The following is a 20,695-nucleotide window of genomic DNA, read 5'->3' as shown; positions in this document are numbered from 1 at the left end:
GGTGGTCGGGTCCGCGCGCGGGCCCGGGTCACACGACGTGGGACTCGGGGCGGGCGGTGCCGCCGCGGAAGCGGTCGGCGCTGAGCGGGCCGGTGTCGACGGCGGGGTCGCGGCCCAGGTGCAGGTCGCGCAGGACCTCCCCGACGGCGGGGGCCTGCAGGAACCCGTGGCCGGAGAACCCCGTGGCGTACAGGGCGTTGGGGGTGGTGGTGCTGCGCCCGATGAGGGCGTTGTGGTCGGGGGTGACCTCGTAGAGCCCCGCCCACCCGTCGACCAGGCCCACGTCGAGCAGGGCGGGGGTGCGGGCGGCCAGCGCGGCGCCGAGCCGGGGCAGCCACCCCGGGGTGTAGGCGAGGTCGAACCCGGGTGCCTGGTCGGGGTCGGACAGGCCCATGAGCAGCCCGCGGCCCTCGCGGTGGAAGTAGAAGGAGGTGCTGAAGTCGATGGTGAACGGCACCCGGTCGGGCAGGTCGGGCAGCGGCTCGGTGAAGATCGTCTGCCGCTTGACGGGGGTGACCGGCAGGTCGGTGCCGATCCACTGCCCGACCTCTCGCGACCAGGCGCCCGCGGCGCAGATGACCGTGCCCGCGGTGATGGGACCGTGGTCGGTGCGCACGACCCTGGCCTGGTCGCCGACCACATCGATGCCGGTGGCGGTGACCCCGGTGAGCAGGGTGGCGCCGAGCGCGCGGGCGGCGGTGGCGTATCCGAGCACCACCGATTCCGGGGTGCAGTGCCCGTCGTCGGGGGAGAACGCCGCGGCGAGCAGCCCCTCGGTGCTGATCAGCGGGCTGAGCGCGGCGGCCTCGGCGGGGTCGAGCAGGCGGCTGGGCACGCCGAGGGAGTTCTGCAGGGCGATGTCGCGCTCGAAGGCGGCGACGTCGTCCGGCGTCGAGAGCAGGAACAGGTAGCCGACCTGGTGCAGGTCGATGCGCTGCCCGGGGCGCTGCTCGAAGCGGGTGTAGGCGGCGAGGCTGCGCGCGCCGAGTTCGACGTTGACCGGGTCGGAGAACTGGGCGCGCACGCCCCCGGCGGCCTTGCTGGTGGACCCGGCGCCGAGGGTGTCGCGCTCCAGCAGCACGACGTCGGTGACCCCGGCCTCGGCGAGGTGGAAGGCGGCGCTGGTGCCGATGGCGCCACCACCGATGACGACGACCTCGGCGGAGCGGGGCAGGGCGGGTCGCGCGGCGCTCAGCGTGGCCCTCCTCCGGGTGGCGGGGGTGCGCGGCGGCCGCACCTCCCCCATCGTGCCCGCAGCGCCGCGCGCAGGTCCAGTCACGGACCGTGATGCGGCCCCGCGGGGCTCCGGGAGGGGCTGATCGGGTGTGCGGCTGCCGCCGCTGGGCCGGGGCGACCCGGTGGCCGGAGGCGGCGGTGGGCGCCGTCGAGGGTCGCCGCGGTGGGCCCGAGCCCCGCACGAGGTGCCCGGCGGGGTTGCGGGTGGCGGTGCTGGGCTGCGGAGGTGGGCGGGGCGCCCAGGACCGGGTGCGGCGGCCGCGCGCGGCGAGGCCGCCCGCCCCGGTCGTGGGCGGGCCCTCAGCCGGGGTAGCCGCCCGCGTCGATGTCGGCGATCAGGGTGGGCCCGGTGGGCGTCCAGTCGAGCAGGTCGCGGGTGATCTTGGCGGTGGCGGCCAGGTCCATGGCGAAGTACCGGCCGATCCAGCCCCAGTGCGCCTCGGCGTCCTCGATGGGGGCGGTGGGCAGTCCGTGGGCGCGGCCGATGGCCTCGGCGATCTCGCGGGTGGGCACGCCCTCCTCGGCCACGGCGTGCAGGCGGGCACCCGCGGGGGCGCCGGTGAGGCCGAGGGTGACCAGGCGGGCGGCGTCGGAGCGGTGCACCGCGGCCCACCGGTTGGTGCCGTCGCCGGGGTAGCCCGAGACGCCCTTCTCCTTGGCGATGGCCGTGAGGATGGCGACGAAGCCGTGGTCGCCCGCGCCGTGGACGGTGGGCGAGAAGCGCACGGCGACCGCGCGCACGCCCCGCTCGGCGTGGTCCAGGGCCAGGTTCTCGCTGCCGCCGCGGGCGGAGTCGGGGCCGTGGAAGGGCGACGGGTCGTCCTCGGTGGCGGGCCTGCCCTGGGCCAGGGCCGCGACGCCGGAGGCCAGCAGCAGGGGCTTGCCGGTGCCCGCGAGGGCGTCGCCGAGGGTGGCGGTGGCGGCGCGCTCGGCGGCGTTGGTGCCCGCCGGGTCGGCCCAGTCGTGCTTGTTGGCCAGGTGGACGACCGCGTCGGCGGCGCGGGCGCCCGCGCGCAGGCCGTCGAGGTCGTCGAGGTCGCCGCGGTGGGGGGTGGCGCCCTTGGCGGCCAGCGCGGCCTCGGCGGTCGGGGTGCGGACCAGGCCGGTGACCTGGTGGCCCGCGGCGAGCAGGTCGTCGACGACGGCGGTGCCGATCCAGCCGGAGGCGCCGGTGACGAATACGCGCATGGGGGTCTCTCCCGTTCGGTGATGTCTGTGCGGTGATGTCTGCGACTGACGTCAGCCACGGACATCACCGTACTCGCAATGTCAGCCGCTGTCATCAGCGTCGTGCGGCACTAGACTCGCGGGCATGGCGCGTTGGGAACCCGGGACCGCGGAGCGGATGCAGCAGGCGGCGCTGGAGCTGTTCGCCACCCGCGGCTTCGAGCAGACCACCGCCGCCGAGATCGCCGCCGCCGTCGGGCTCACCGAGCGCACCTTCTTCCGCCACTTCAGCGACAAGCGCGAGGTGCTGTTCCACGGGCAGGACCAACTGCTGTCCTGCTTCCTCGACGGGGTGGCCGCCGCCCCCGCGGACGCCCCGCCGATGCGGGTGGTCGAGCACGCGCTGCGCTCGTCCGCCGACTACTTCCCCGACGAGCGCCGCCCCCGCTCGCGCGCCCGGCAGGCCGTGGTCGACGCGGTCCCGGCGCTGCGCGAGCGCGAGCGGCACAAGCTGGCCACCATCGCCGAGGCCATCGCGGCCGCCCTGCGCGGGCGCGGGGTGCCCGAACCGGCGGCCACCCTGGCCGCCGAGTCGGGCATGACGGTGTTCGCGATCGCCTTCACCCGCTGGCTGCACGAGGACGAGCGGCGCTCGTTCGCGCAGGTGGCGGACTGGGTCCTGGACGAGCTGGTGGGGCTCACCGCGGGTCGGTGACCGCCGCCAGCTCGCGGCCGGGCAACCACCCCCGGTCCAGGTCGGTGATCCGCCAGGCTCGCACCGACAGGTGCACCGCGGCGATCGGGAACCCCAGGAACGGCGCGCACTCGGGCACCTTGGCCAGCAGCCGGGCGCGCACGTCGGCGTCCCGCTCGCCGGTCACCACCTCGGCCTCCGCGCGGGCCTGCAGGAACGGCTGCGCCGGGGACCCGGTGGACACCACCACGGCGACCTGCGGGTTCTCCCGCACCGCGGCCAGGGTCCGGCCGCGCTCCTCCAGCACCACGGCGAGAGTGAACGGGTCGACCTCCGCGAAGTACACCCCGCCCGCCCAGGGGCCCGAGCTGCCCGCGGTGGCCAGGTACAGCGACTTGTGGGCGGCGAGGGTGTCGCGGACGGCGGCCTCGACCTCGGGCACGCGATGCTCGGTCGTGGTCACGGGAACCTCCGGGTTCGGCGGGGTGGCTGGCCGCAAGCTAGCGGGCCACCGCGCGTCGGCCCGCCTGCGCGCCGCGCGGCACACCGGAGCACCACCTGGTCGAGGGACGCACCACCCGCCCGCAGCGTCCAGCGGCCTGGTCGCGCACAAGCAGCGCTGACCGGCTCGATGTGCCGGTCCTGCCGGCAGGCGTCGTGGGCCGCGGGCTCGTCGCCCACGCCACCCAGGTCCTCGCCGCGTCGGGCCCCACCACGATCAGCCCGGATGGGCGCGGTGCTTGAATGCCCCCGGCGGTCGGGTCCCGGCCGCGGGGCGAGGAAGAGCACGAGGACATGGGCACCGAGGACACCACGACCGCGGCGGGCCGGGCGCCGCTGGGCCCGCGCGGGGTCGCCGCGGCGTCGCTGATCGGCACGACGATCGAGTACTACGACTTCACCGTCTACAGCACCAGCGTGGTCGTGGTGCTCGGGGCGCTGTTCTTCCCGGCGGCCGACCCGCTGGTCAGCTCGCTGGTGGCGCTGTCGACGATCGGGGTGGGGTTCCTGGCCCGCCCGGTCGGCGGGCTGCTGTTCGCCCACTTCGGCGACCGGTGGGGGCGCCGGGGCGCGCTGGTGGTGTCGCTGGTGCTGATGGGCGCCTCGACGGTGGCAGTCGGGTTGCTGCCCACCTACGCCGAGGTGGGGGTACTGGCCCCGGTGCTGCTGGTGGCCCTGCGGTTCGTGCAGGGGCTGGCGGTCGGCGGGGAGTGGGGCGGCGCGGTGCTGCTGGCGGTGGAGCACGCCCCGCGCGAGAAGCGCTCGTTCTACGGGTCGTTCCCCATGTTCGGCAGCCCGCTGGGGATCCTGTCCTCGGCGGGGGTGATCGCGCTGTTCCAGCTGATGCCCGCCGAGCAGTTCCGCGCGTGGGGGTGGCGGATGCCGTTCCTGCTGTCGGTGGTGCTGCTGGCGGTGGGCCTGTACGTGCGGTTGCGGGTGTCGGAGACCACCCAGTTCCTGGCGGCCCGCCAGGAACGGGCGGTGGTGCGGGTGCCGCTGGTGGACGTGCTGCGCCGGTTCTGGCCCGCGGTGCTGGTGGGGGCCGGGGTGAGCTTCCTGCCGCACGCCGGGTACATCGTGGCCACGTTCCTGCCCAGCCTGGCCACGACCGCCTACGGGCTGCCCAAGTCGGCGGCCACGACCGCGCTGATCATCGCCTCGGCGCTGATGGTGGTCGCCCTGTACGCCTTCGGCCGCAGGCTCGACCGGCACGAGCCCAGCGGGTTCACCGCGCTGAGCGGGGTCCTGGTGGCGCTGTGGGCGTTCCCCGCGTTCCTCATCGCGGAGTCCGGCGGCACCGCGGGCCTCGTGGTGGCGGTATCGGTGAACTTCGTCTTCAACTCCGCCGCCATCGCCGCCGTGCCCGCCCTGGTGGCCCGGCTGTTCCCGGCGAACGTGCGCTACACCGGCATCTCCACCGCCTACCAGCTGGCGGCGGTGGTGGGCGGCGGTCTGCTGCCCATCCTGGTCAGCTACCTGGTCAAGACCACCGGCGGCGCGTTCTGGCCCGCCGCGGCCCTGATGTCGGCGTCGGGCCTGCTGGCCATCGGCGCGGCGGCGTGGTGCAGGCGCCTGCCGGTGCTGGCCGACGAGGTCGCCACCACCCCCGCCTGACCGCCTCCCGTGGCCCGGCCCGCTGCCCCGCCCATCGCGCCGCGTTCCGCCCGCTGCTTCACGAACGCAGCGCTGTGGTCAGCGCGTGCGCCTCGCGCAGCAGCAGCGCCCCCAACTGCGGCCTGCGATCGGCGCGGAAGCGGGACTCCACCCCGGTCAGCGTCAACGCCCACGCCGGGTGCCCGGCCCGGTCGAACACCGCCGCCGCCATCCCCCAACTGCCCTCCACCACCAGGCCCGGGTTGACCGCGTAGCCGAGCGCGCGGGTCCGCTCCACCCGCTCGCGCACCCGCTCCGCCGAGTGCTGCGCGCCCCACCGCCCGGTGAGGTCGACCCGGTCCAGGTAGGACGCCACCTCCCGGTCGTCGAGCATGGCCAGCACCACCAGACCGGCCGAGACGACACCCAGCGGGAACCGGGCACCCTCGAACAGCACGAACGACCGGATCGGGAAGTCCCCGTCCTCGCGCAGCAGGCACACCGTCTCCTCCCCGCGCCGGGCGGAGAAGAACGCGCTCTCCCCCGTCGCCGCCGCCAACCGGTGCACCGCGGCGCGCGCGTGCCCGCTCACGTCGTACCGGTGCGCCGCCGCCCCACCCAGCACGTACAGCTCCGGGCCCAGGAACCACCGCCCGTCGCGCTGGTCGCGGTCGACATACCCCTCCTGGGCCAGCGACACCAGCAACCGGTGGGCGGTCGGCCGGGCCAACCCGGTGACCCCCGCCAGCCGCGACGTGCTCGCGCCACCCGGGGCCGACGACAGCGCCCGCAGCACGGCGGCGATGCGCCCGATCACGTGGTTGGGCGGCTCGGCCATGCCACCACCCTAGCGTCCACCCAGTGAACGCCGAGGTCCACGACGTCCACCGAGCGAGAGGAACCGTCCCACCACACTCCCTGCCGTTGACGGCATCCCACGCCGACCGGTTCAGTTCCGCAGCGTCCACCCAGCGGAGAGGAGACAGGCGTGTCGAGAAGGTACGACACCGCAGCGGCGGCACTGGACGGCGTGCTGCGCGACGGCATGACCATCGCCGTGGGCGGCTTCGGGCTCACCGGCAACCCCCACGACCTCATCGAAGCCGTCCGCGACTCCGGCGTCACCGGCCTGACCGTGGTGTCCAACAACATGGGCGTCGACGGCAAGGGCCTGGGCCTGCTGCTCGAAGCCAGGCAGGTCCGCAAGGTCGTCGCCTCCTACGTCGGGGAGAACGCCCTGTTCGCCCGCCAGTACCTCGACGGCACCCTGGAGGTCGAGTTCAGCCCCCAGGGCACCCTCGCCGAACGGCTGCGCGCGGGCGGCGCGGGCATCGCCGCCTTCTACACCCGCACCGGCGTGGGCACCCCCGTCGCCGACGGCAAGCCCCACGCCGACTTCGACGGCGTCCCGCACGTGCGCGAACGCGCCATCACCGCCGACCTGTCCCTGGTCCACGCCCACACCGCCGACGCGGCGGGCAACCTCGTCTACCGGCGCAGCTCCCGCAACTTCAACCCCCTCGTGGCCACCTGCGGCCGCGTCGTGGCCGTCGAGGCCGAGGTCCTGCTCGACGACCACCTCGACCCGGAGGTCGTCATCACCCCCGCCATCCACGCCCACCGCGTCATCCCCGCCACCCCGCGGGCCAAGCACATCGAAAAGCGCACCGTGCGCGCCCGCCAGGAGGTGACCGCGTGAGCTGGACCCGCGAGCAGATGGCCGCCGTCGCCGCCCGCGAACTGCGCGACGGCACCTGCGTCAACCTCGGCATCGGCATCCCCACCCTGGTCGCCAACCACGTCCCCGACGGCGTCCGCGTCACCCTGCAGAGCGAGAACGGCATCCTCGGCCTCGGCCCCTTCCCCCTCGACGGCGACGAGGACCCCGACCTGGTCAACGCGGGCAAGCAAACCGTCACCACCGTGCCGGGCGCCAGCTTCTTCGACTCCGCCGCCTCCTTCGCCATGATCCGCGGCGGGCACGTCGACCTGGCCCTGCTCGGCGCCCTGCAGGTCGGCGCCACCGGCGACCTGGCCAATTGGACCATCCCCGGCGCCCTGGTCAAGGGCATGGGCGGGGCGATGGACCTCGTCGTCGGCGCCCGCCGCGTCGTCGTGCTCACCGACCACGTCGCCAAGGACGGCACCCCCAAGCTCGTCGAGCGCTGCACCCTGCCGCTGACCGGCACCGGCGTCGTCGACCGCGTCATCACCGACCTGGCCGTCCTCGACGTCACCCCCGACGGCCTGGTCCTGGTCGAGACCGCCCCCGGGGTCACCGCGGCCGAGGTCGTCGCCAGGACCGGCGCGCCGGTGCGCGTACCGGCCCAGGCGTAACCACCCGGGCGGGTACGGGGCCCGACCCGCACCCGCCCGGCGACCCGCCGCGGACCTCAGGAGTGGCGCAACAACGCCCCCACCCCGCCGTCGAGGTCCACCCGCTCGTCGAGCACCGCCACCGACGCACCCGACACCAACGCCATCCACGGCAACGCCTCATCCGCCCGCAGCTTCCGCCGCGACCCCACCCCGAACGCCCGCAACGCGCCCTCGTCCACCGCGATCTCCCCCGGCGACGCCCCCACCCACACCTCGGCGTCCCCCGGGTCACCGATCAACGCGGTGTCCACATTGGCCTCCGACAGCGCACGGGCCACCTCGTCCAACCCCGTCACCGCCAACCCGTCCGCGCGCCCCACCCCCATCCGGAACCGCTCGGCCAACTCCTCGTACCCCGCCAACCGGTACCGCGCCAACGCCTCCCGGATCTCCCGCTCCACCTCATCCCGGCCCGCCCCCGCCGCCCGACCCCCCGCTGACAACTCCTCGGTGATCGCCCGCACCGCCGGGGGCAGCTTCGCGTGCAACGCCCGCCGCGACTGCTGCTCCCCCACCAGGAACACCCGCCCTGGCCGCGACCGACCCACCCGCTCGGCCACCCGCTCGGCCACCTCCACCAGGTTCTGGTCCCGCGCCTCGTCGACGTTGCCCCGCATGCTCGCGTGCGCGAACCCACCCCCGCGCACGTGGTGCACCTGGTGCTGCTCCCCCGCCACCGTCTCGCTGCCGACCTCACGCCCGTGCTCGTCGTGCTCCACCAGGTCCGCCCCCCGGTGGTCCACGGCCACCACCACGTACGACACCCCGGCGCCGCCGTGCGAGATGAACGGCAGCAGGTACGGCAACTCCGACACCCGCGCGACCTGCCGCGCGGGCGGCGCCGCCAACCGCTGGTCGAGCAGCACCCGCCCCTGCGCGGCCACCACACCCCGACCACCCGCCCCCACCGGGTGATCCCCGTCCAGGACCGCCGTCACCACCGCATCGATCGTCGCCTCGTCCGCCCCCTGCTCCCCCAACCCGGCGGCGATCTCCCGGGACTTCAGGTCGAGCTGCCTGGCCGCGTCCTCGGTGTTGAACGAGTCCTCCCAGAACACCGACGCGAACGGGCCGCGCGCGTCGAGCACGGGGCGCACCTGGTCCTGGTCCACGGGTACCTCCTGACTTGCCGAGCCGACATCCCGTCACGGTCGGGACCGGCGCGCCGCGGCGACGCCGACCCCGCTCGCGCAGCGGCTTCCCCCTCGCCCCGCTCCCAAACGCCACCACAGCCCGTCCGCTGTACGCTCGATGTCACGCAGCGAGAGGAGACGATCACCGATGGTCAGCACAGGGTGGTCGGGATCCCCCGAACGGGCGATCACCGACCCGCGCACGGACCCCTTCCACCCCACCGGCGCCGCCCGCACCCTGCTCCTCGTGCCCAGCATGACCCTCGACGGCGACGGCCTCGCCAAGATCCCCGGCGTCGAGCACTACGAAGAGCGCTTCCTCGCCTTCCTCCACCTCCTGCGCGACCCCGCCACCCGCCTCATCCTCATCACCAGCACCACCCCACCCCCCGACCTCGTCCACGACACCCTCACCGCCTTCGGCTGCCTGCCCGCCCGCGACCGCCTCACCCTGCTCGACTGCGCCGACCCCAGCCCCCGCCCCCTCACCGAGAAGGTCCTGCGCCGCCCCGACCTCGTCGCCGCCCTGCGCGGCCGCCGCCCCGACACCCTCATCGCCTTCACCGGCACCGCCCTCGAACGCGAGCTGGCCACCCGCACCGGCGCCGCCCTCTTCGCCACCGACCCCCACCTGGCCCCCCTCGGCTCCAAGACCGGCTCCCGCCGCACCTTCGCCGCCGCGGGCGTCCCCACCGCCCCCGGCCACGACGGCCTGCGCGACCTGCCCGACGTCCTCGACGCCCTCACCGCCCTGCGCACGGACGACCCCACCACCGAGAAAGCCCTCATCAAGCTCAACGACAGCTTCGGCGCGGGCGGCAACGTCCTGTTCCCCTACGCGGGCGCCCCCATCACCGGCCTGCGCGCCTGGGTCGAGCGCGAACTGCCCACCCGCGCCGCCTTCGCCTCCCCACCCGACACCTGGGACGCCTACGCCCCCAAGATCACCCAGATGGGCGCCGTCGTCGAGCGGTACCTGACCGGCGACGCCACCACCTCCCCCTCCGCCCAGGTCCTCATCGACCCCACCGGCACCCGCGTCCTGTCCACCCACGACCAGGTCCTCTCCGGACAGGTCTTCACCGGCGCCACCGCCCCCGCCGACCCCGCCTACCGCACCACCCTGCTCGACCACGCCCACCGCGTCGCCCGCAGGCTCCACACCGCGGGCGCCCTCGGCATCGCCAGCGTCGACTTCATCGCCACCCGCCACGGCACCCGCTGGGACCTGCACGCCCTGGAGGTCAACCTCCGCATGGGCGGCGGCACCGCGCCCCACTTCCTCGCCCACGGCCTGCTCCGCGGCACCCACACCGACGACGGCGCCCTCCTCGCCGCCGACGGCACCCCCCGCGCCTACTACGCCACCGACCGCGTCCTGCGCCCCGAGTACGCCGACCTCACCCCCGCCGACGTCCTCACCGCCCTGCGCCCCGAACGCTTCGACGGCACCACCGGCACCACCCCCTACATGCTCGGCGCCCTGTCCATCGGCCGCTTCGGCCTGCTCACCATCGGCCACGACGTCCGCGACGCCACACACCGCTTCCACCGCGCCGTGGACGCGGTCGACGCCCGCACCCACCCCGTCCCCAGCGGCTGACCCACCGCCACGCACAGCGGAAACCGAGCCACGGCAACCGCTTGACCAGCGCTCCCGCGCCGAGTTGTTGCAGAACGCGGAGAACCGGGCGGACCGCGCTCACCAGGCGCGTGGCGGTCTCGCGACACGTTCCGCGCGGCAGCGACCGGAATGCCCCGCGCCGCGTAGATTCCCGGCGGTGCGCGTACTCGTCTCCGCAGGCGTCTGGCACAGCCACGTGGTGCCGCTGCTGCCCTTGACCTCCGCCCTGCTGGACGCCGGGCACGACGTCACCTTCGTGACCGGACCCGACGCCGTCGGCCCCGTGGTGGACTCCGGCGTGCGGCCACTGGCCGTGCCACCCCCACCGCCGGACGCCTTCGCGCGGTTCATGTCCGCCGTCTACACCCCCGCGGACCTGGCCGAGATGGACAGCACCGCCAAGCTCGCCGTCGTCGTGCGGGCGATGGCCGACATCGGCGTGCGCACGCGGGTCGGGGAGATCCTGGACTTCGCCCGCGAGTGGCGCCCCGACCTCGTGATCGCCGGGATCGGGGAGTTCGCCGGGCTGGTGGTGGCCGCCGAACTGGGCATCCCCTCCGCCGTGCACGCCATCGGACCGCCCAAGACCGCCGAGGTCATGGCGGGCGCCTGGGCGGCCGGGGCGGCCGCCGCCGCGGAACTGGGCCTGCCCGCGCCCGCCAAGTCCGGCCCCTACCTGGACATCTGGCCCGCCGGGCTGCGCCAACCCGGCGTCGAGTGGGACTACCCACGGACCTGGCCGCTTCGCCCGGAGCACGTGCTGCCCAGCCCGGGCCCGCTGCCCGACGCGCTGAGCGGCCTCCCGCACGAGCGCACCGTCTACGTCACCGCGGGCGTCTCCCACAACACCCAACCCGGCCTGCTGGAGTCGCTGATCGCCGCGGCGGCCCACCACCCCGTCAACGTCCTCGTCACCATCGGCGCCAACGGCGACCCCGCCCGCTTCGCCGACCAACCACCGCACGTGCGCGTCGAGCGCTTCATCCCCCAGAACCAACTCCTCCCCCACGTCGACGCCGTCCTCTGCCACGCGGGCGCCGCCACCACCCTCGGCGCCCTGGCCCACGGCGTCCCCCTCGTCCTCACCCCCATCGCCACCGACCAGTTCGACATCGCCGCCGACGCCACCGCCGCAGGCGCCGCCCTCACCCCTTCCCCCGACGGCGCGGCCCAGGCCCTCAGCGCAGTCCTGCAAGACCCCTCCTACGCCCGAGCGGCCCACTCCCTCGCCGCCGAGATCCACGACCTCCCCACCCCCGCGGACATCGCCGCCCGCCTCACCACCTGACCGCTCCAGCACCCCTGAGCGCCGCCACAACCTCGATCGCCTCGCAGGGTTTCCCCGCCGTGGCGTTCTTGACGACTGCTCACTCCACGTCTCATCCATCCGCGGCGAGCACCTGTATATCTTGATAGTCGATAGCAATTAGTTGACTTTAGTGCCGAGCCCCTAGTGCCGGCTCGGAGTCGGAGACCAGGGCGTCCTCGTGCTACCGGGAGGTGGGGCGTGCGGTGTCAGCCCGCGGTCTGGTGCACGAAGCACCAGCGCCAGTCCTCGCCCGGCTCGGCGGAGCGGATCACCGGGTGGTGGTCGGCGGCGGCGTGGGCGCTGGCGTGCTTGCGCGGGGAGGAATCGCAGCAGCCGACCTTGCCGCAGGTCAGGCACAGGCGCAGGTGGACCCAGCGGGTGCCTTCCGCGAGGCAGTCCTCGCAGCCGTCGGTGGTGCTGGGGGTGGGGTCGGGGGTGTCGACGTCGAGGTCGGGGCAGGTGGGCATCGGGGGCTCCTCACTGCCGCGACCGGTGTGCGCCGCGGCCCGCCGCCGACCGTAGTCCCGGTCGCGGGGACCCGGTCGAGCGACACCCTGTGACCCGCGTCCGCTGCGGTGCGGTGGGCGGGTACCGGCCTGCTTGACTGTCCCCATGACGACTCCGCCGCCCACCGAGGCGCCCCGGGCCGCGCGGCCCTCGATCCTCACCGTGGACGACGACCCCGGCGTGTCCCGGGCCGTCGCGCGCGACCTGCGGCGCAAGTACGGGGAGCGCTACCGCATCGTCCGCGCCGAGTCCGGGGAGCAGGCGCTGGAGGCGCTGCGGGAGATCCGGCTGCGCGGGGAGGAGGTGGCCGCGCTGCTGGCCGACCACCGGATGCCCGGGATGAGCGGGGTGGAGTTCCTGGAAGCGGCGATGGACCTGTTCCCGTTGGCCCGCCGGGTGCTGCTGACCGCCTACGCCGACACCGACGCCGCGATCCGGGCGATCAACGTCGTCGACCTCGACCACTACCTGCTCAAGCCGTGGGACCCGCCGGAGGAGAAGCTCTACCCGGTGCTCGACGACCTGCTCTCGGCGTGGTCGGCGCTGGACCGGCGGCCCGCCCGGCAGGTGCGGGTGGTGGGCCACCGGTGGTCGCCGCGCTCGTACGCCGTGCGCGACTTCCTGGCCCGCAACTCCGTGCCGTTCCGCTGGCACAACCTCGACGACGCCGACTGCGAGGCGGCCAGGCTGCTCACCGCCGCCGGGCTCGACGGCGCCGCGCTGCCGGTGGTGGTCACCCCCGACGGCGAACCGCTGGTCGACCCCACCGACGCCGAACTGGCCGCGCGGGTGGGGCTGAGCACCGCCCCGTCCGCGGAGTTCTACGACCTCATCGTCATCGGCGGCGGCCCCGCCGGGCTCGGCGCCGCGGTCTACGGCGGCTCGGAGGGGCTGCGCACGGTGCTGGTGGAGCGGCTGGCCACCGGCGGGCAGGCGGGCACCAGCAGCCGCATCGAGAACTACCTGGGCTTCCCCGACGGCGTGTCCGGCGAGCAGCTGACCGAGCGGGCCCGCAGGCAGGCGCTGAAGTTCGGGGTGGAACTGCTGACCACCCGGGACGTGGTGGCCCTGGAGGCGCGCGGGGCGGCCAGGGTGGTGCGCTTCGACGACGGCAGCGAGATCGCCGCGCACACCGTCATCCTCGCCACCGGCGTGTCCTACCGGGTGCTCGACGGCGTGGGCCTGTCCGAGCTGTCCGGTCGCGGGGTGTTCTACGGCGCGTCCACCACCGAGGGCCCCAACTGCGCCGGCCAGGACGTCTACCTCGTCGGCGGCGCCAACTCCGCGGGGCAGGCGGCGGTGTACTTCTCCGCCCACGCCCGCCGGGTGGTGATCGTCGTGCGCGGCGACTCGCTGGAGCGGTCGATGTCGAGCTACCTCATCGAGCAGATCGCCCGCATCCCCAACATCGAGGTGCTGACCTGCACCGAGGTCGTGGCGGGCACCGGCACCGACCACCTGGAGGGGTTGACCCTGCGGCACAGCAAGACCGGCGAGGAGACCGCGGTGGACGCCTCGTGGCTGTTCGCCTTCATCGGCGCCGCCCCGCGCACCGACTGGCTCGACGGCGTGCTGCACCGCGACGAGCGCGGCTTCGTCCTGGCGGGCCCGGACCTGCTCGTCGACGGCGCCGCCCCGGCGGGCTGGGAGCTCGACCGGCCGCCCTACCACCTGGAGACGAGCCTGCCCGGGGTGTTCGTGGCGGGTGACGTGCGCTCGGACTCGGTCAAGCGGGTCGCCTCCGCCGTCGGCGAGGGCGCGATGGCCGTGACCCTGGTGCACCGCTACCTGGCGAGGTCGTGACATGGCGCTGACGGTCGACGAGCTGCGCGGGCTGTTCCTGTTCCAGCACCTCGAAGAGCACCAGCTGCGCTGGCTGGCCGAGCACGGCACGGTGGAGACCAGCCCCGCCGGCGGCCCGGTGCTCAGCGAGGGCGAGGAGGCCACCTGCTTCTTCGTGCTGCTGGAGGGCACGGTCGCGCTGTGCCGCACCATCGGCGGCGAGCGGGTGGAGATCAGCCGCACCGACCACCGCGGCTCCTACTTCGGCGCCACCCAGGCCTACCTGGAGGCCGACGTCGCGTCCAAGTCGGCCTACCAGATGACGGTCGAGGCGATCACCGACGTGGTGATGTACCAGCTGCCCGCCGACGAGTTCGGCCCCGTGGTGCGCGAGTGGTTCCCGATGGCCATGCACCTGCTGGAGGGCCTGTTCTTCGGCATGCAGAACACCCAGCGGGCGGTCGGGCAGCGCGAGCGGCTGCTGGCGCTGGGCGCGCTGTCGGCGGGGTTGACCCACGAGCTGAACAACCCCGCCGCGGCGGCGGTGCGGGCCACCGCGGCGCTGCGCGAGCGGGTGGCGGGCATGCGGCACAAGCTGGCGATGCTCGCCTCGGGCGCGATCGACCCGGCCACCCTGCCGGGGCTGGTGCGGTTGCAGGAGAAGGCCGTCGAGCAGGTCGCCAAGGCCCCGGAGCGCACGCCGATGCAGGTCAACGACGCCGAGGACGAGATGGTCGACTGGCTGGAGTCGCACGAGGTCTCCGGGTCCTGGGACCTGGCGCCGATCCTGGTCGCGGGCGGGCTGGACGTGCCGTGGCTGGAGAGCGCGCTGACGGTGTGCGCCTCGGCGGGCACCGAGACCGCGCTGCGCTGGCTGGCGTACACGGTGGAGACCGAGACGCTGATGAACGAGATCTTCGACGCCACCACCCGGGTGTCGACCCTGGTCGGGGCGGCCAAGCAGTACTCGCAGCTGGACCGGGCGCCGTTCCAGGTCGTCGACGTGCACGAGCTGCTGGACTCCACCCTGGTGATGCTCGCGGGCAAGATCGGCCGCGACGTCGAGGTGGTCAAGGACTACGACCGCGCCCTGCCCCCGCTGCCCGCCTACGCCGCCGAGCTGAACCAGGTGTGGACGAACCTGATCGACAACGCCGTGGCCGCGATGCCCGGTGGGGGCACCCTCACCCTGCGCACCGCGCGCGAGGGCGACCGGGCGGTGGTGCAGGTGTGCGACACCGGTTCGGGCATCCCGGCCGAGATCCGGGACCGGGTGTTCGAGCCGTTCTTCACCACCAAGGACGTCGGTGAGGGCACCGGGCTCGGGCTGGACATCTCCTGGCGCATCGTGGTGAAGAAGCACCACGGCGACATCTCGGTGGAGTCGGTGCCCGGCGACACCCGCTTCCGCGTCGCCCTGCCGCTCACCGCCCAGCCCGCCGAGGGGGCGCCGTGACCGCGGTGCGGGGGCTGGTCGTCGAGCACGCGGCGGGCGCGCTGCGCGGCGTCGAGGTCGACGACGGGGTCCTGTCGTGGCGGGGCATCCCCTACGCCCAGCCGCCGGTGGGTGAGCTGCGGCTGCGCCCGCCCCAACCGGTCGCGGCCTGGTCGGGCACGCGCGACGCGACGCGGTACGGCGCGCCCGCGGTCCAGCCCCCGCCCGCGCGGCCGGGGCTGTTCGACGACCCCGGCGCGCCCGTGCTGCCGCCGTGCTCGGAGGACTGCCTGGTCCTCAACGTCACCGCGCCCGCCGGGGGCACCCGCCGCCCGGTCGTGGTGTGGTTGCACGGCGGCGGGTACCAGGTGGGCAGCGGCACCGACCTGGCGGGCGACGGCGCGTCGTTCGCCCGCTCGCACGGCCTGGTCGTGGTGACGCTGAACTACCGGCTGGGCGCCCTGGGGTTCCTGGCCGTCCCCGGCGAGCACCCGACCGGCGCGCTCGGCCTGCACGACCAGGTCGCCGCCCTGCGCTGGGTCCGGGACAACATCGCCGCGTTCGGCGGCGACCCCGACCGCGTCGCCGTGGTCGGCCTCTCGGCGGGGGCGAAGTCCGTGGCGAACCTGATGGGGTCGCCGCGGGCGCGCGGGTTGTTCCACCGGGCGGCGTCCGCGAGCGGGGGCGCCGACCACGTCGCGACCCCGGAGCAGGCCGCGAGCGTGACCCGCCGGTTCCTCCGGGAGCTGGGCACCGACCGCGTCCGCGACGTGAGCGCCGCGGACCTGCTGGCCGCGCAGACCGCCCTCGCCACCGACCTGCGCGGCACGTGGTTGTGGCGCCCCGCCATCGACGGCGTGGTGCTCACCTCCCGGCCCCTGGACGCCGTCATCGCGGGCAGCGCGGCGGGCGTGCCGCTGCTGGCGCAGCACTGCCTGGACGAGTGCCTGGCCTTCGCGATGGGCGCGCCGGGTGTCACCAAACACGCCGATACGGTCCTGGCGGGTCACTTCGGCCCGGCGGGCCGCGACGCCCTGTTCGCGGCCTACCGGCGGGCGCGGCCGGACCTCGACGAGACCGGCCTGCGCGTGGCGGTCATGACCGACAACCGGTACGTGGTCCCCACCAGCCGCCTGGCCGACGCGCAGTCCGCGCACGCGCCCGTGTGGCGGTCCCGCTTCGACGGCCCGCTGACCCACCTGCCGGAACCGTTCGACACCCTGCCCGCCATGCACGGCACGGACGGCCCCCTCATCTGGGCCGAGAACTCCCGGATGCACCAGGCCTGGGGCGCCTTCCTCGCCGGGGCCGCCCCGACGGCCGACGACCTGCCGGACTGGCCCACCTACACCCCCGAGCGGCGCACGACCATGGTCATCAGCAGTGGCGGCGGGCACACCGCGGACGACCCCCAGGGCGCCCAGCGCGCCGCGTGGGACGGGCTGGACTGGCCGTCGAGCACGTGGTGGCCGCTCGACGGCATCAGCTGACGCCCACCAGCTCGCGGCGGTGGTGGCCGCCTGGCGGGATTCCTAGTGGTGGGATTCCTAGTCTCGACGCCATGCGCACCCTCACCGCCGCCGTCGTCCAGGCGTCCGCCCCGCTGTTCGACACGCCCGCCGCCCTGGCCAAGGCCGAGCGGCTGATCCGCTCGGCCGTCGTCGACCACGGCGCCCGGGTGGTGGTGCTGCCCGAGGCGTTCCTGGGCGGGTACCCGAAGGGCCTGGACTTCGGCATCACCGTCGGCAGCCGCACCGCGGAGGGGCGCGAGCTGTTCCGCCGCTACCACGCCGCAGCCGTGGAGGTGCCCGGCCCGGAGGTCGACGCCCTCGCCACGCTCACCCGTGAACTCGGGGTGCACGCGGTCGTCGGCGCGGTGGAGCGGCGCGGCGGCACGCTCTACTGCGTGGCCCTGCACCTGGGTCCCGAGGGGTTCCTGGGGCTGCGCCGCAAGCTCATGCCGACCGCCGCCGAGCGCTACCTGTGGGGGCAGGGCGACGGGTCGACCCTGGAGGTCGTGCGCACCGGCGAGGCCACGATCGGCACGGCAATCTGCTATGACTACGAGAGCGCGGCCTTGTGGAACAACCGGGCCGGGGACCTATGGCACACCTTCACCGTCTACCTGCGCCGTCATCTAGCCGAGGCCGCCGAGGTGTCGAGGTCGAAGTTGGGGACGGTGTTGCGGATGGAGTTCGCGAAGGTCGCCGAGTACCAGTCCCGGGGCCTGGTCCACTTCCACGCCGTCATCAGGTTGGACGGACCCGCAGGCCCGGATGAGCTGCCGCCGTTCGGCATGGACACCGACACTCTCACCGAGGCCATCACCATCACCGCCAGAGCTACCCAGGTGTCCGCCGGTGACCACACCTTGAGGTGGGGCAAGCAGCTCGACATCCGCCCCATTGCGCAACATCCGCCACCTTGAGCGCATCCGTGGTCTGACGCCCCATGCCCGCCGCATGATCGAGACCTGCTGGCACCTGTCCGAGGCGTACCCGTCGTTCCGGTTGCGGGACTGGGCACACATGCTCGGCTACGGCGGACACTTCTCCACCAAGAGCCGCCGCTACTCCACCACCCTGGGAGCCATGCGCGCCGACCGAGCCCAACACCGCGCCGACGAGGCCCGAGCGTTCCACGGACTCCCGCCCCTGCCCGAAGGCCCCGTCGACAAGGTCGGAAGCTGGCACGTGATCGGAACCGGCTACAAGTTCAGCAGCGAGGAGACCTGGGCCGAGACCATCCGTGAGCAACGCCGCCACCCCCGCACCGCATGACTCTGGTTCAGACTTTCTTTTCCCCAGTCAAGCGCGCCGCTGCGCGACGCGGGCCGGGTCACCGCGGACTTGGCAGCCAGCTTGTCGCCCATAGGTGTGCGGGCACGCCACGGCCGGGCTCCCGCTCCGCTCCGCCCGGCCGGGCGACCCTCCCACCGGGTGACAAGCCCCCACCAGCCCACACCACCCACCGACGCAAAGCACCCCGCAGAACCCAGCCCCGAACCCGCTGGTTAAGAGCCACGAACGCAGGTCAGGCGACATCGGTCGTGCCATTGCAACGACCTCCCAAGGGCTATCAGGGTGGGGAGGAGCCGCAAGCCGCCATAGCCACCCTCCACCATTCCGCAAAGTTGCGACCCCTCCCCACCCTGATCGGGCTACGCCAGGCCGCCGCGACGGCACTCGGGCCGAGATAGTGGTAGGGGCAGCGTCGAGCGGGTTGTTGAATCCTCTGCCCATGACCCTCTGCATAGCCCAAACCCGGAGGCAGGCGCATTGATGGAGCGCGAACCCCTCGCCTTGCTGATAGGAATACCTTCCAAATGAGCCAACCTTCCTCATTCTAATTCGCTTCTTTGCTTGCAAGGACAGACTAATTGCAAAACATTACCTATGCTCACCCAATCATCCCGATATTGATATACCAGGGGATTTTATGCGTTAATAGTATAATGCAAATCTTTAACAGATTTCACTGAATTTGATTTTGGCTCATCGACTATGCAAGCTTTCTGTTGACACCTAGCAGGAAGTTGCGCATCTCTTCTGGAACCTCATGCGCAAGCATCGCACCTGCCAGTGCTCGTGAAGACAACGGTTTCCCATCCGCCTCTTGAATTTTCTGATTCAGTCGACTAATCACATCTTTTGCTGGCATGACTCGCAGTCGCCAACCGGATGACTTCCAGTTGGAATCGAACTCTGTTTTGCACCGTTGGTAGATTGTGGAAACATCCAAGGCGCGGTTCGAATCCAACTTTGTCCAAGAACTTAGTATTCGAGAGAAAGTATACTCCTTCAACGTAGTGCTCACTTCATCAAGCCATTCATTAATTATCCCTTCGTCAAATCCCGATATTCTTGAAATAGTCGCCGGGACCAACAAGTAGCTTTCCAACTCTTTTCTGTCCCAAACATGAGCTTCAACTTGCTTTGAATCAAATTGATCCAATATCTCAACAACTGATTCGTCCGCCAAATAATCCCTATCTATTACCAAAAATACTTGTACGGCAGACTCAAGAAGTGACTCATTCAACCAACCAAATGATGCAGCAAGGGATCTTTTGGACGCTCCGCCCATCGAAACTATGGAAAGTCCCTGCTCTTTGGCGACAAGATCGGCTCCAACAGTCTTTGCAAGGCTCTTCATGACGCGCATGTCCTGCCCCTCAACAAATAGGGCAACTCGTGACCGTAGAACTCTAGCGAGCTTAAGATTGAATCCCGAACCCAATGCATAGTTCAAGTCAGTAAGAACCTGCTCGTTCGAGATTCGACTTGAAGCCTTTTTCGTGCGATCAACGATCACTACTGATTCACGATTTGCCTCGACAAGCATCTCAGATGCATGCGTCGCCAGCACTACCTGGCAGTCGAGATTTTCCAATAGGTCAATTAGGCGCCGCTGAAGATCCGGATGCAGGTACACGTCAGGTTCGTCAAGTATGAGGATCTTCGTGTCGAGTTGCCGCCATATGTGGAATAGGATTTGCAACCAAATTTGCAGGCCATCTCCCGCCCAGGACAACTCCTTTTCACACGGACTTGTCGTCTCAATGAAATAGACGTTCACGTCAGGAGGTTGAGCCACGACGCTGAAAGATTCCAATTCCGGGGTATTTTCGAGCGCGAAAGAAACAAACGGATCGTCTTCAGACCTACTGAGATAGTAGAAAAGTTGGTTACGAAACTGTCTACTAGACAAGCGGCTGCCCAGATTGTCCCGAACATACTTCTCGGAGAGAATGGACTCATTCGGCTCTAGCGGAGTCATCGTCCGAACGACTGCTATTGTGTCGAACCGCTCACGTACAGTTTGAAGAGTTCCAGCTTGCACTGTCGGTTCATGCTCTACGTAAAAGTATGCATCGTTGTCGACAGGCCACACTACATATATCGCCGCTTTGTTCTTGAAATGGAGCTCTATCCTAGATTCAACTTCACGAAATTCGTGACGAACGTTCTCGTCAATTAGGTCTGAACCATATTTGACGAGACTGTATCCTTTAATGTTTAGCTTACGAGTCTCGTCTCTTCTGCGGATGTCAGGATTTCTACGCTTAGTTACATTGAGAAGATGGGAAGCCAACCGGAGAGCGTCGATGATAGTACTCTTGCCTGCATTATTGGGTCCGACCAGAAGGGTGGTCCCACCTCGAAAGCTAAGTGTGAAACTCTCAAATCCTTTATAGCTAGTCAAGCGCATTCGAGCAATCATTCAACACCCCAAATTTAGACTAGGACGGGTATCGCGTACACGAACACGCCCGTTACAGGTGAAAGTCAGAATAAGTCAATCGTATGCTTGCCACACATACATTCAGCAACCT

At 71.6% G+C, this 20,695-nt stretch carries 18 protein-coding genes; 11 read left to right on the top strand and 7 right to left on the bottom strand.

Features of this window, described 5'->3' with window-relative positions:
* Positions 1 to 28 precede the first annotated feature (28 nt).
* Together BJP25_RS10070 and BJP25_RS10065 are read right to left on the bottom strand one after the other, a co-directional pair.
* Positions 29 to 1,195, bottom strand: coding sequence for an NAD(P)/FAD-dependent oxidoreductase (locus BJP25_RS10070; RefSeq protein ID WP_408607135.1), 1,167 nt, complete (start codon positions 1,193 to 1,195; stop codon positions 29 to 31).
* A 341-nt stretch (positions 1,196 to 1,536) separates the two neighbouring features.
* Positions 1,537 to 2,424: an SDR family oxidoreductase gene (locus BJP25_RS10065; protein ID WP_075974556.1), complete on the bottom strand. Its 888-nt coding sequence runs from the start codon at positions 2,422 to 2,424 to the stop codon at positions 1,537 to 1,539.
* 124 nt (positions 2,425 to 2,548) lie between these two features.
* On the opposite strand from BJP25_RS10065, the gene BJP25_RS10060 reads away from it, so the two are divergent.
* Complete coding sequence (locus BJP25_RS10060; protein ID WP_075974555.1) at positions 2,549 to 3,118, top strand: TetR family transcriptional regulator; 570 nt, start codon at positions 2,549 to 2,551, stop codon at positions 3,116 to 3,118.
* Here the strand turns inward: BJP25_RS10060 and BJP25_RS10055 are convergent.
* On the bottom strand, positions 3,102 to 3,560 hold the full coding sequence (locus BJP25_RS10055) for a pyridoxamine 5'-phosphate oxidase family protein (protein ID WP_075974554.1): 459 nt from the start codon (positions 3,558 to 3,560) through the stop codon (positions 3,102 to 3,104). The genes BJP25_RS10060 and BJP25_RS10055 overlap by 17 nt on opposite strands.
* A gap of 281 nt (positions 3,561 to 3,841) precedes the next feature.
* Between BJP25_RS10055 and BJP25_RS10050 the strand changes: the two genes are divergently transcribed.
* Positions 3,842 to 5,212 (top strand): MFS transporter, encoded by a 1,371-nt coding sequence (locus tag BJP25_RS10050; protein ID WP_084793841.1) that lies wholly within the window; start codon positions 3,842 to 3,844, stop codon positions 5,210 to 5,212.
* Between the two features lie 58 nt (positions 5,213 to 5,270).
* On the opposite strand, the gene BJP25_RS10045 is transcribed toward BJP25_RS10050, so the two are convergent.
* A complete protein-coding gene (locus BJP25_RS10045; protein ID WP_075974553.1) occupies positions 5,271 to 6,029 on the bottom strand; it encodes an IclR family transcriptional regulator in 759 nt (252 codons plus the stop codon).
* Between the two features lie 150 nt (positions 6,030 to 6,179).
* On the opposite strand from BJP25_RS10045, the gene BJP25_RS10040 reads away from it, so the two are divergent.
* Positions 6,180 to 6,890 (top strand): CoA transferase subunit A, encoded by a 711-nt coding sequence (locus tag BJP25_RS10040; protein ID WP_075974552.1) that lies wholly within the window; start codon positions 6,180 to 6,182, stop codon positions 6,888 to 6,890.
* Positions 6,887 to 7,528 (top strand): 3-oxoacid CoA-transferase subunit B, encoded by a 642-nt coding sequence (locus tag BJP25_RS10035; protein ID WP_075974551.1) that lies wholly within the window; start codon positions 6,887 to 6,889, stop codon positions 7,526 to 7,528. Before BJP25_RS10040 ends, BJP25_RS10035 begins: the two co-directional genes overlap by 4 nt.
* Before the next feature lie 56 nt (positions 7,529 to 7,584).
* Here BJP25_RS10035 and BJP25_RS10030 read toward each other — a convergent pair whose 3' ends face one another.
* Complete coding sequence (locus BJP25_RS10030) at positions 7,585 to 8,682, bottom strand: Rv2629 family ribosome hibernation factor (RefSeq protein ID WP_075974550.1); 1,098 nt, start codon at positions 8,680 to 8,682, stop codon at positions 7,585 to 7,587.
* 169 nt (positions 8,683 to 8,851) lie between these two features.
* Here BJP25_RS10030 and BJP25_RS10025 point away from each other — a divergent pair, with 169 nt between their 5' ends.
* Positions 8,852 to 10,306: a hypothetical protein gene (locus tag BJP25_RS10025; protein ID WP_075974549.1), complete on the top strand. Its 1,455-nt coding sequence runs from the start codon at positions 8,852 to 8,854 to the stop codon at positions 10,304 to 10,306.
* A gap of 178 nt (positions 10,307 to 10,484) precedes the next feature.
* Positions 10,485 to 11,615 (top strand): glycosyltransferase, encoded by a 1,131-nt coding sequence (locus BJP25_RS10020; RefSeq protein WP_075974548.1) that lies wholly within the window; start codon positions 10,485 to 10,487, stop codon positions 11,613 to 11,615.
* A gap of 227 nt (positions 11,616 to 11,842) precedes the next feature.
* Here BJP25_RS10020 and BJP25_RS35330 read toward each other — a convergent pair whose 3' ends face one another.
* The gene (locus BJP25_RS35330; protein ID WP_075974547.1) at positions 11,843 to 12,103 is read right to left on the bottom strand and encodes a UBP-type zinc finger domain-containing protein; all 261 of its coding nucleotides are present in this window, start codon (positions 12,101 to 12,103) and stop codon (positions 11,843 to 11,845) included.
* 145 nt (positions 12,104 to 12,248) lie between these two features.
* On the opposite strand from BJP25_RS35330, the gene BJP25_RS10010 reads away from it, so the two are divergent.
* The 5 genes from BJP25_RS10010 (at position 12,249) to BJP25_RS09990 (ending at position 18,140) form a co-directional block, all read left to right on the top strand.
* Positions 12,249 to 13,946 carry an FAD-dependent oxidoreductase gene (locus BJP25_RS10010; RefSeq protein WP_075974546.1) on the top strand — a complete coding sequence of 566 codons (1,698 nt, stop codon included), beginning with the start codon at positions 12,249 to 12,251 and terminating at the stop codon, positions 13,944 to 13,946.
* Between the two features lies 1 nt (position 13,947).
* Complete coding sequence (locus BJP25_RS10005) at positions 13,948 to 15,381, top strand: ATP-binding protein (protein ID WP_075974545.1); 1,434 nt, start codon at positions 13,948 to 13,950, stop codon at positions 15,379 to 15,381.
* Positions 15,378 to 16,850 carry a carboxylesterase/lipase family protein gene (locus BJP25_RS10000; protein ID WP_084793840.1) on the top strand — a complete coding sequence of 491 codons (1,473 nt, stop codon included), beginning with the start codon at positions 15,378 to 15,380 and terminating at the stop codon, positions 16,848 to 16,850. The genes BJP25_RS10005 and BJP25_RS10000 overlap by 4 nt, the downstream gene beginning before the upstream one ends.
* Positions 16,851 to 16,921: 71 nt before the next feature.
* On the top strand, positions 16,922 to 17,788 hold the full coding sequence (locus BJP25_RS32090) for a replication initiator (RefSeq protein ID WP_084793839.1): 867 nt from the start codon (positions 16,922 to 16,924) through the stop codon (positions 17,786 to 17,788).
* Entirely contained in the window at positions 17,766 to 18,140 is a 375-nt protein-coding gene (locus tag BJP25_RS09990; RefSeq protein WP_143218971.1) for a replication initiator, read from the top strand. Before BJP25_RS32090 ends, BJP25_RS09990 begins: the two co-directional genes overlap by 23 nt.
* A gap of 721 nt (positions 18,141 to 18,861) precedes the next feature.
* Here the strand turns inward: BJP25_RS09990 and BJP25_RS09985 are convergent.
* Positions 18,862 to 20,571, bottom strand: a complete 1,710-nt coding sequence (locus BJP25_RS09985) for an ATP-dependent nuclease (RefSeq protein ID WP_158075625.1) — start codon at positions 20,569 to 20,571, stop codon at positions 18,862 to 18,864.
* Positions 20,572 to 20,695 lie beyond the last annotated feature (124 nt).

Source organism: Actinokineospora bangkokensis (assembly GCF_001940455.1).
Lineage (GTDB): Bacteria > Actinomycetota > Actinomycetes > Mycobacteriales > Pseudonocardiaceae > Actinokineospora > Actinokineospora bangkokensis.
Note: the sequence above shows the minus strand (reverse complement) of the source record. Positions and strands in the feature narration are given on the sequence as shown.

What these genes read in the sequence shown, in the direction of transcription:
- BJP25_RS35330 (WP_075974547.1), bottom strand. Translation starts at nt 12,103, where the DNA reads ATGCCCACCTGCCCCGACCTCGACGTCGACACCCCCGACCCCACCCCC.
- BJP25_RS09985 (WP_158075625.1), bottom strand. Translation starts at nt 20,571, where the DNA reads ATGCGCTTGACTAGCTATAAAGGATTTGAGAGTTTCACACTTAGCTTT.
- BJP25_RS10010 (WP_075974546.1), top strand. Translation starts at nt 12,249, where the DNA reads ATGACGACTCCGCCGCCCACCGAGGCGCCCCGGGCCGCGCGGCCCTCG.
- BJP25_RS10060 (WP_075974555.1), top strand. Translation starts at nt 2,549, where the DNA reads ATGGCGCGTTGGGAACCCGGGACCGCGGAGCGGATGCAGCAGGCGGCG.
- BJP25_RS10065 (WP_075974556.1), bottom strand. Translation starts at nt 2,424, where the DNA reads ATGCGCGTATTCGTCACCGGCGCCTCCGGCTGGATCGGCACCGCCGTC.
- BJP25_RS10050 (WP_084793841.1), top strand. Translation starts at nt 3,842, where the DNA reads ATGCCCCCGGCGGTCGGGTCCCGGCCGCGGGGCGAGGAAGAGCACGAG.
- BJP25_RS10045 (WP_075974553.1), bottom strand. Translation starts at nt 6,029, where the DNA reads ATGGCCGAGCCGCCCAACCACGTGATCGGGCGCATCGCCGCCGTGCTG.
- BJP25_RS32090 (WP_084793839.1), top strand. Translation starts at nt 16,922, where the DNA reads ATGCGCACCCTCACCGCCGCCGTCGTCCAGGCGTCCGCCCCGCTGTTC.
- BJP25_RS10005 (WP_075974545.1), top strand. Translation starts at nt 13,948, where the DNA reads ATGGCGCTGACGGTCGACGAGCTGCGCGGGCTGTTCCTGTTCCAGCAC.
- BJP25_RS10025 (WP_075974549.1), top strand. Translation starts at nt 8,852, where the DNA reads ATGGTCAGCACAGGGTGGTCGGGATCCCCCGAACGGGCGATCACCGAC.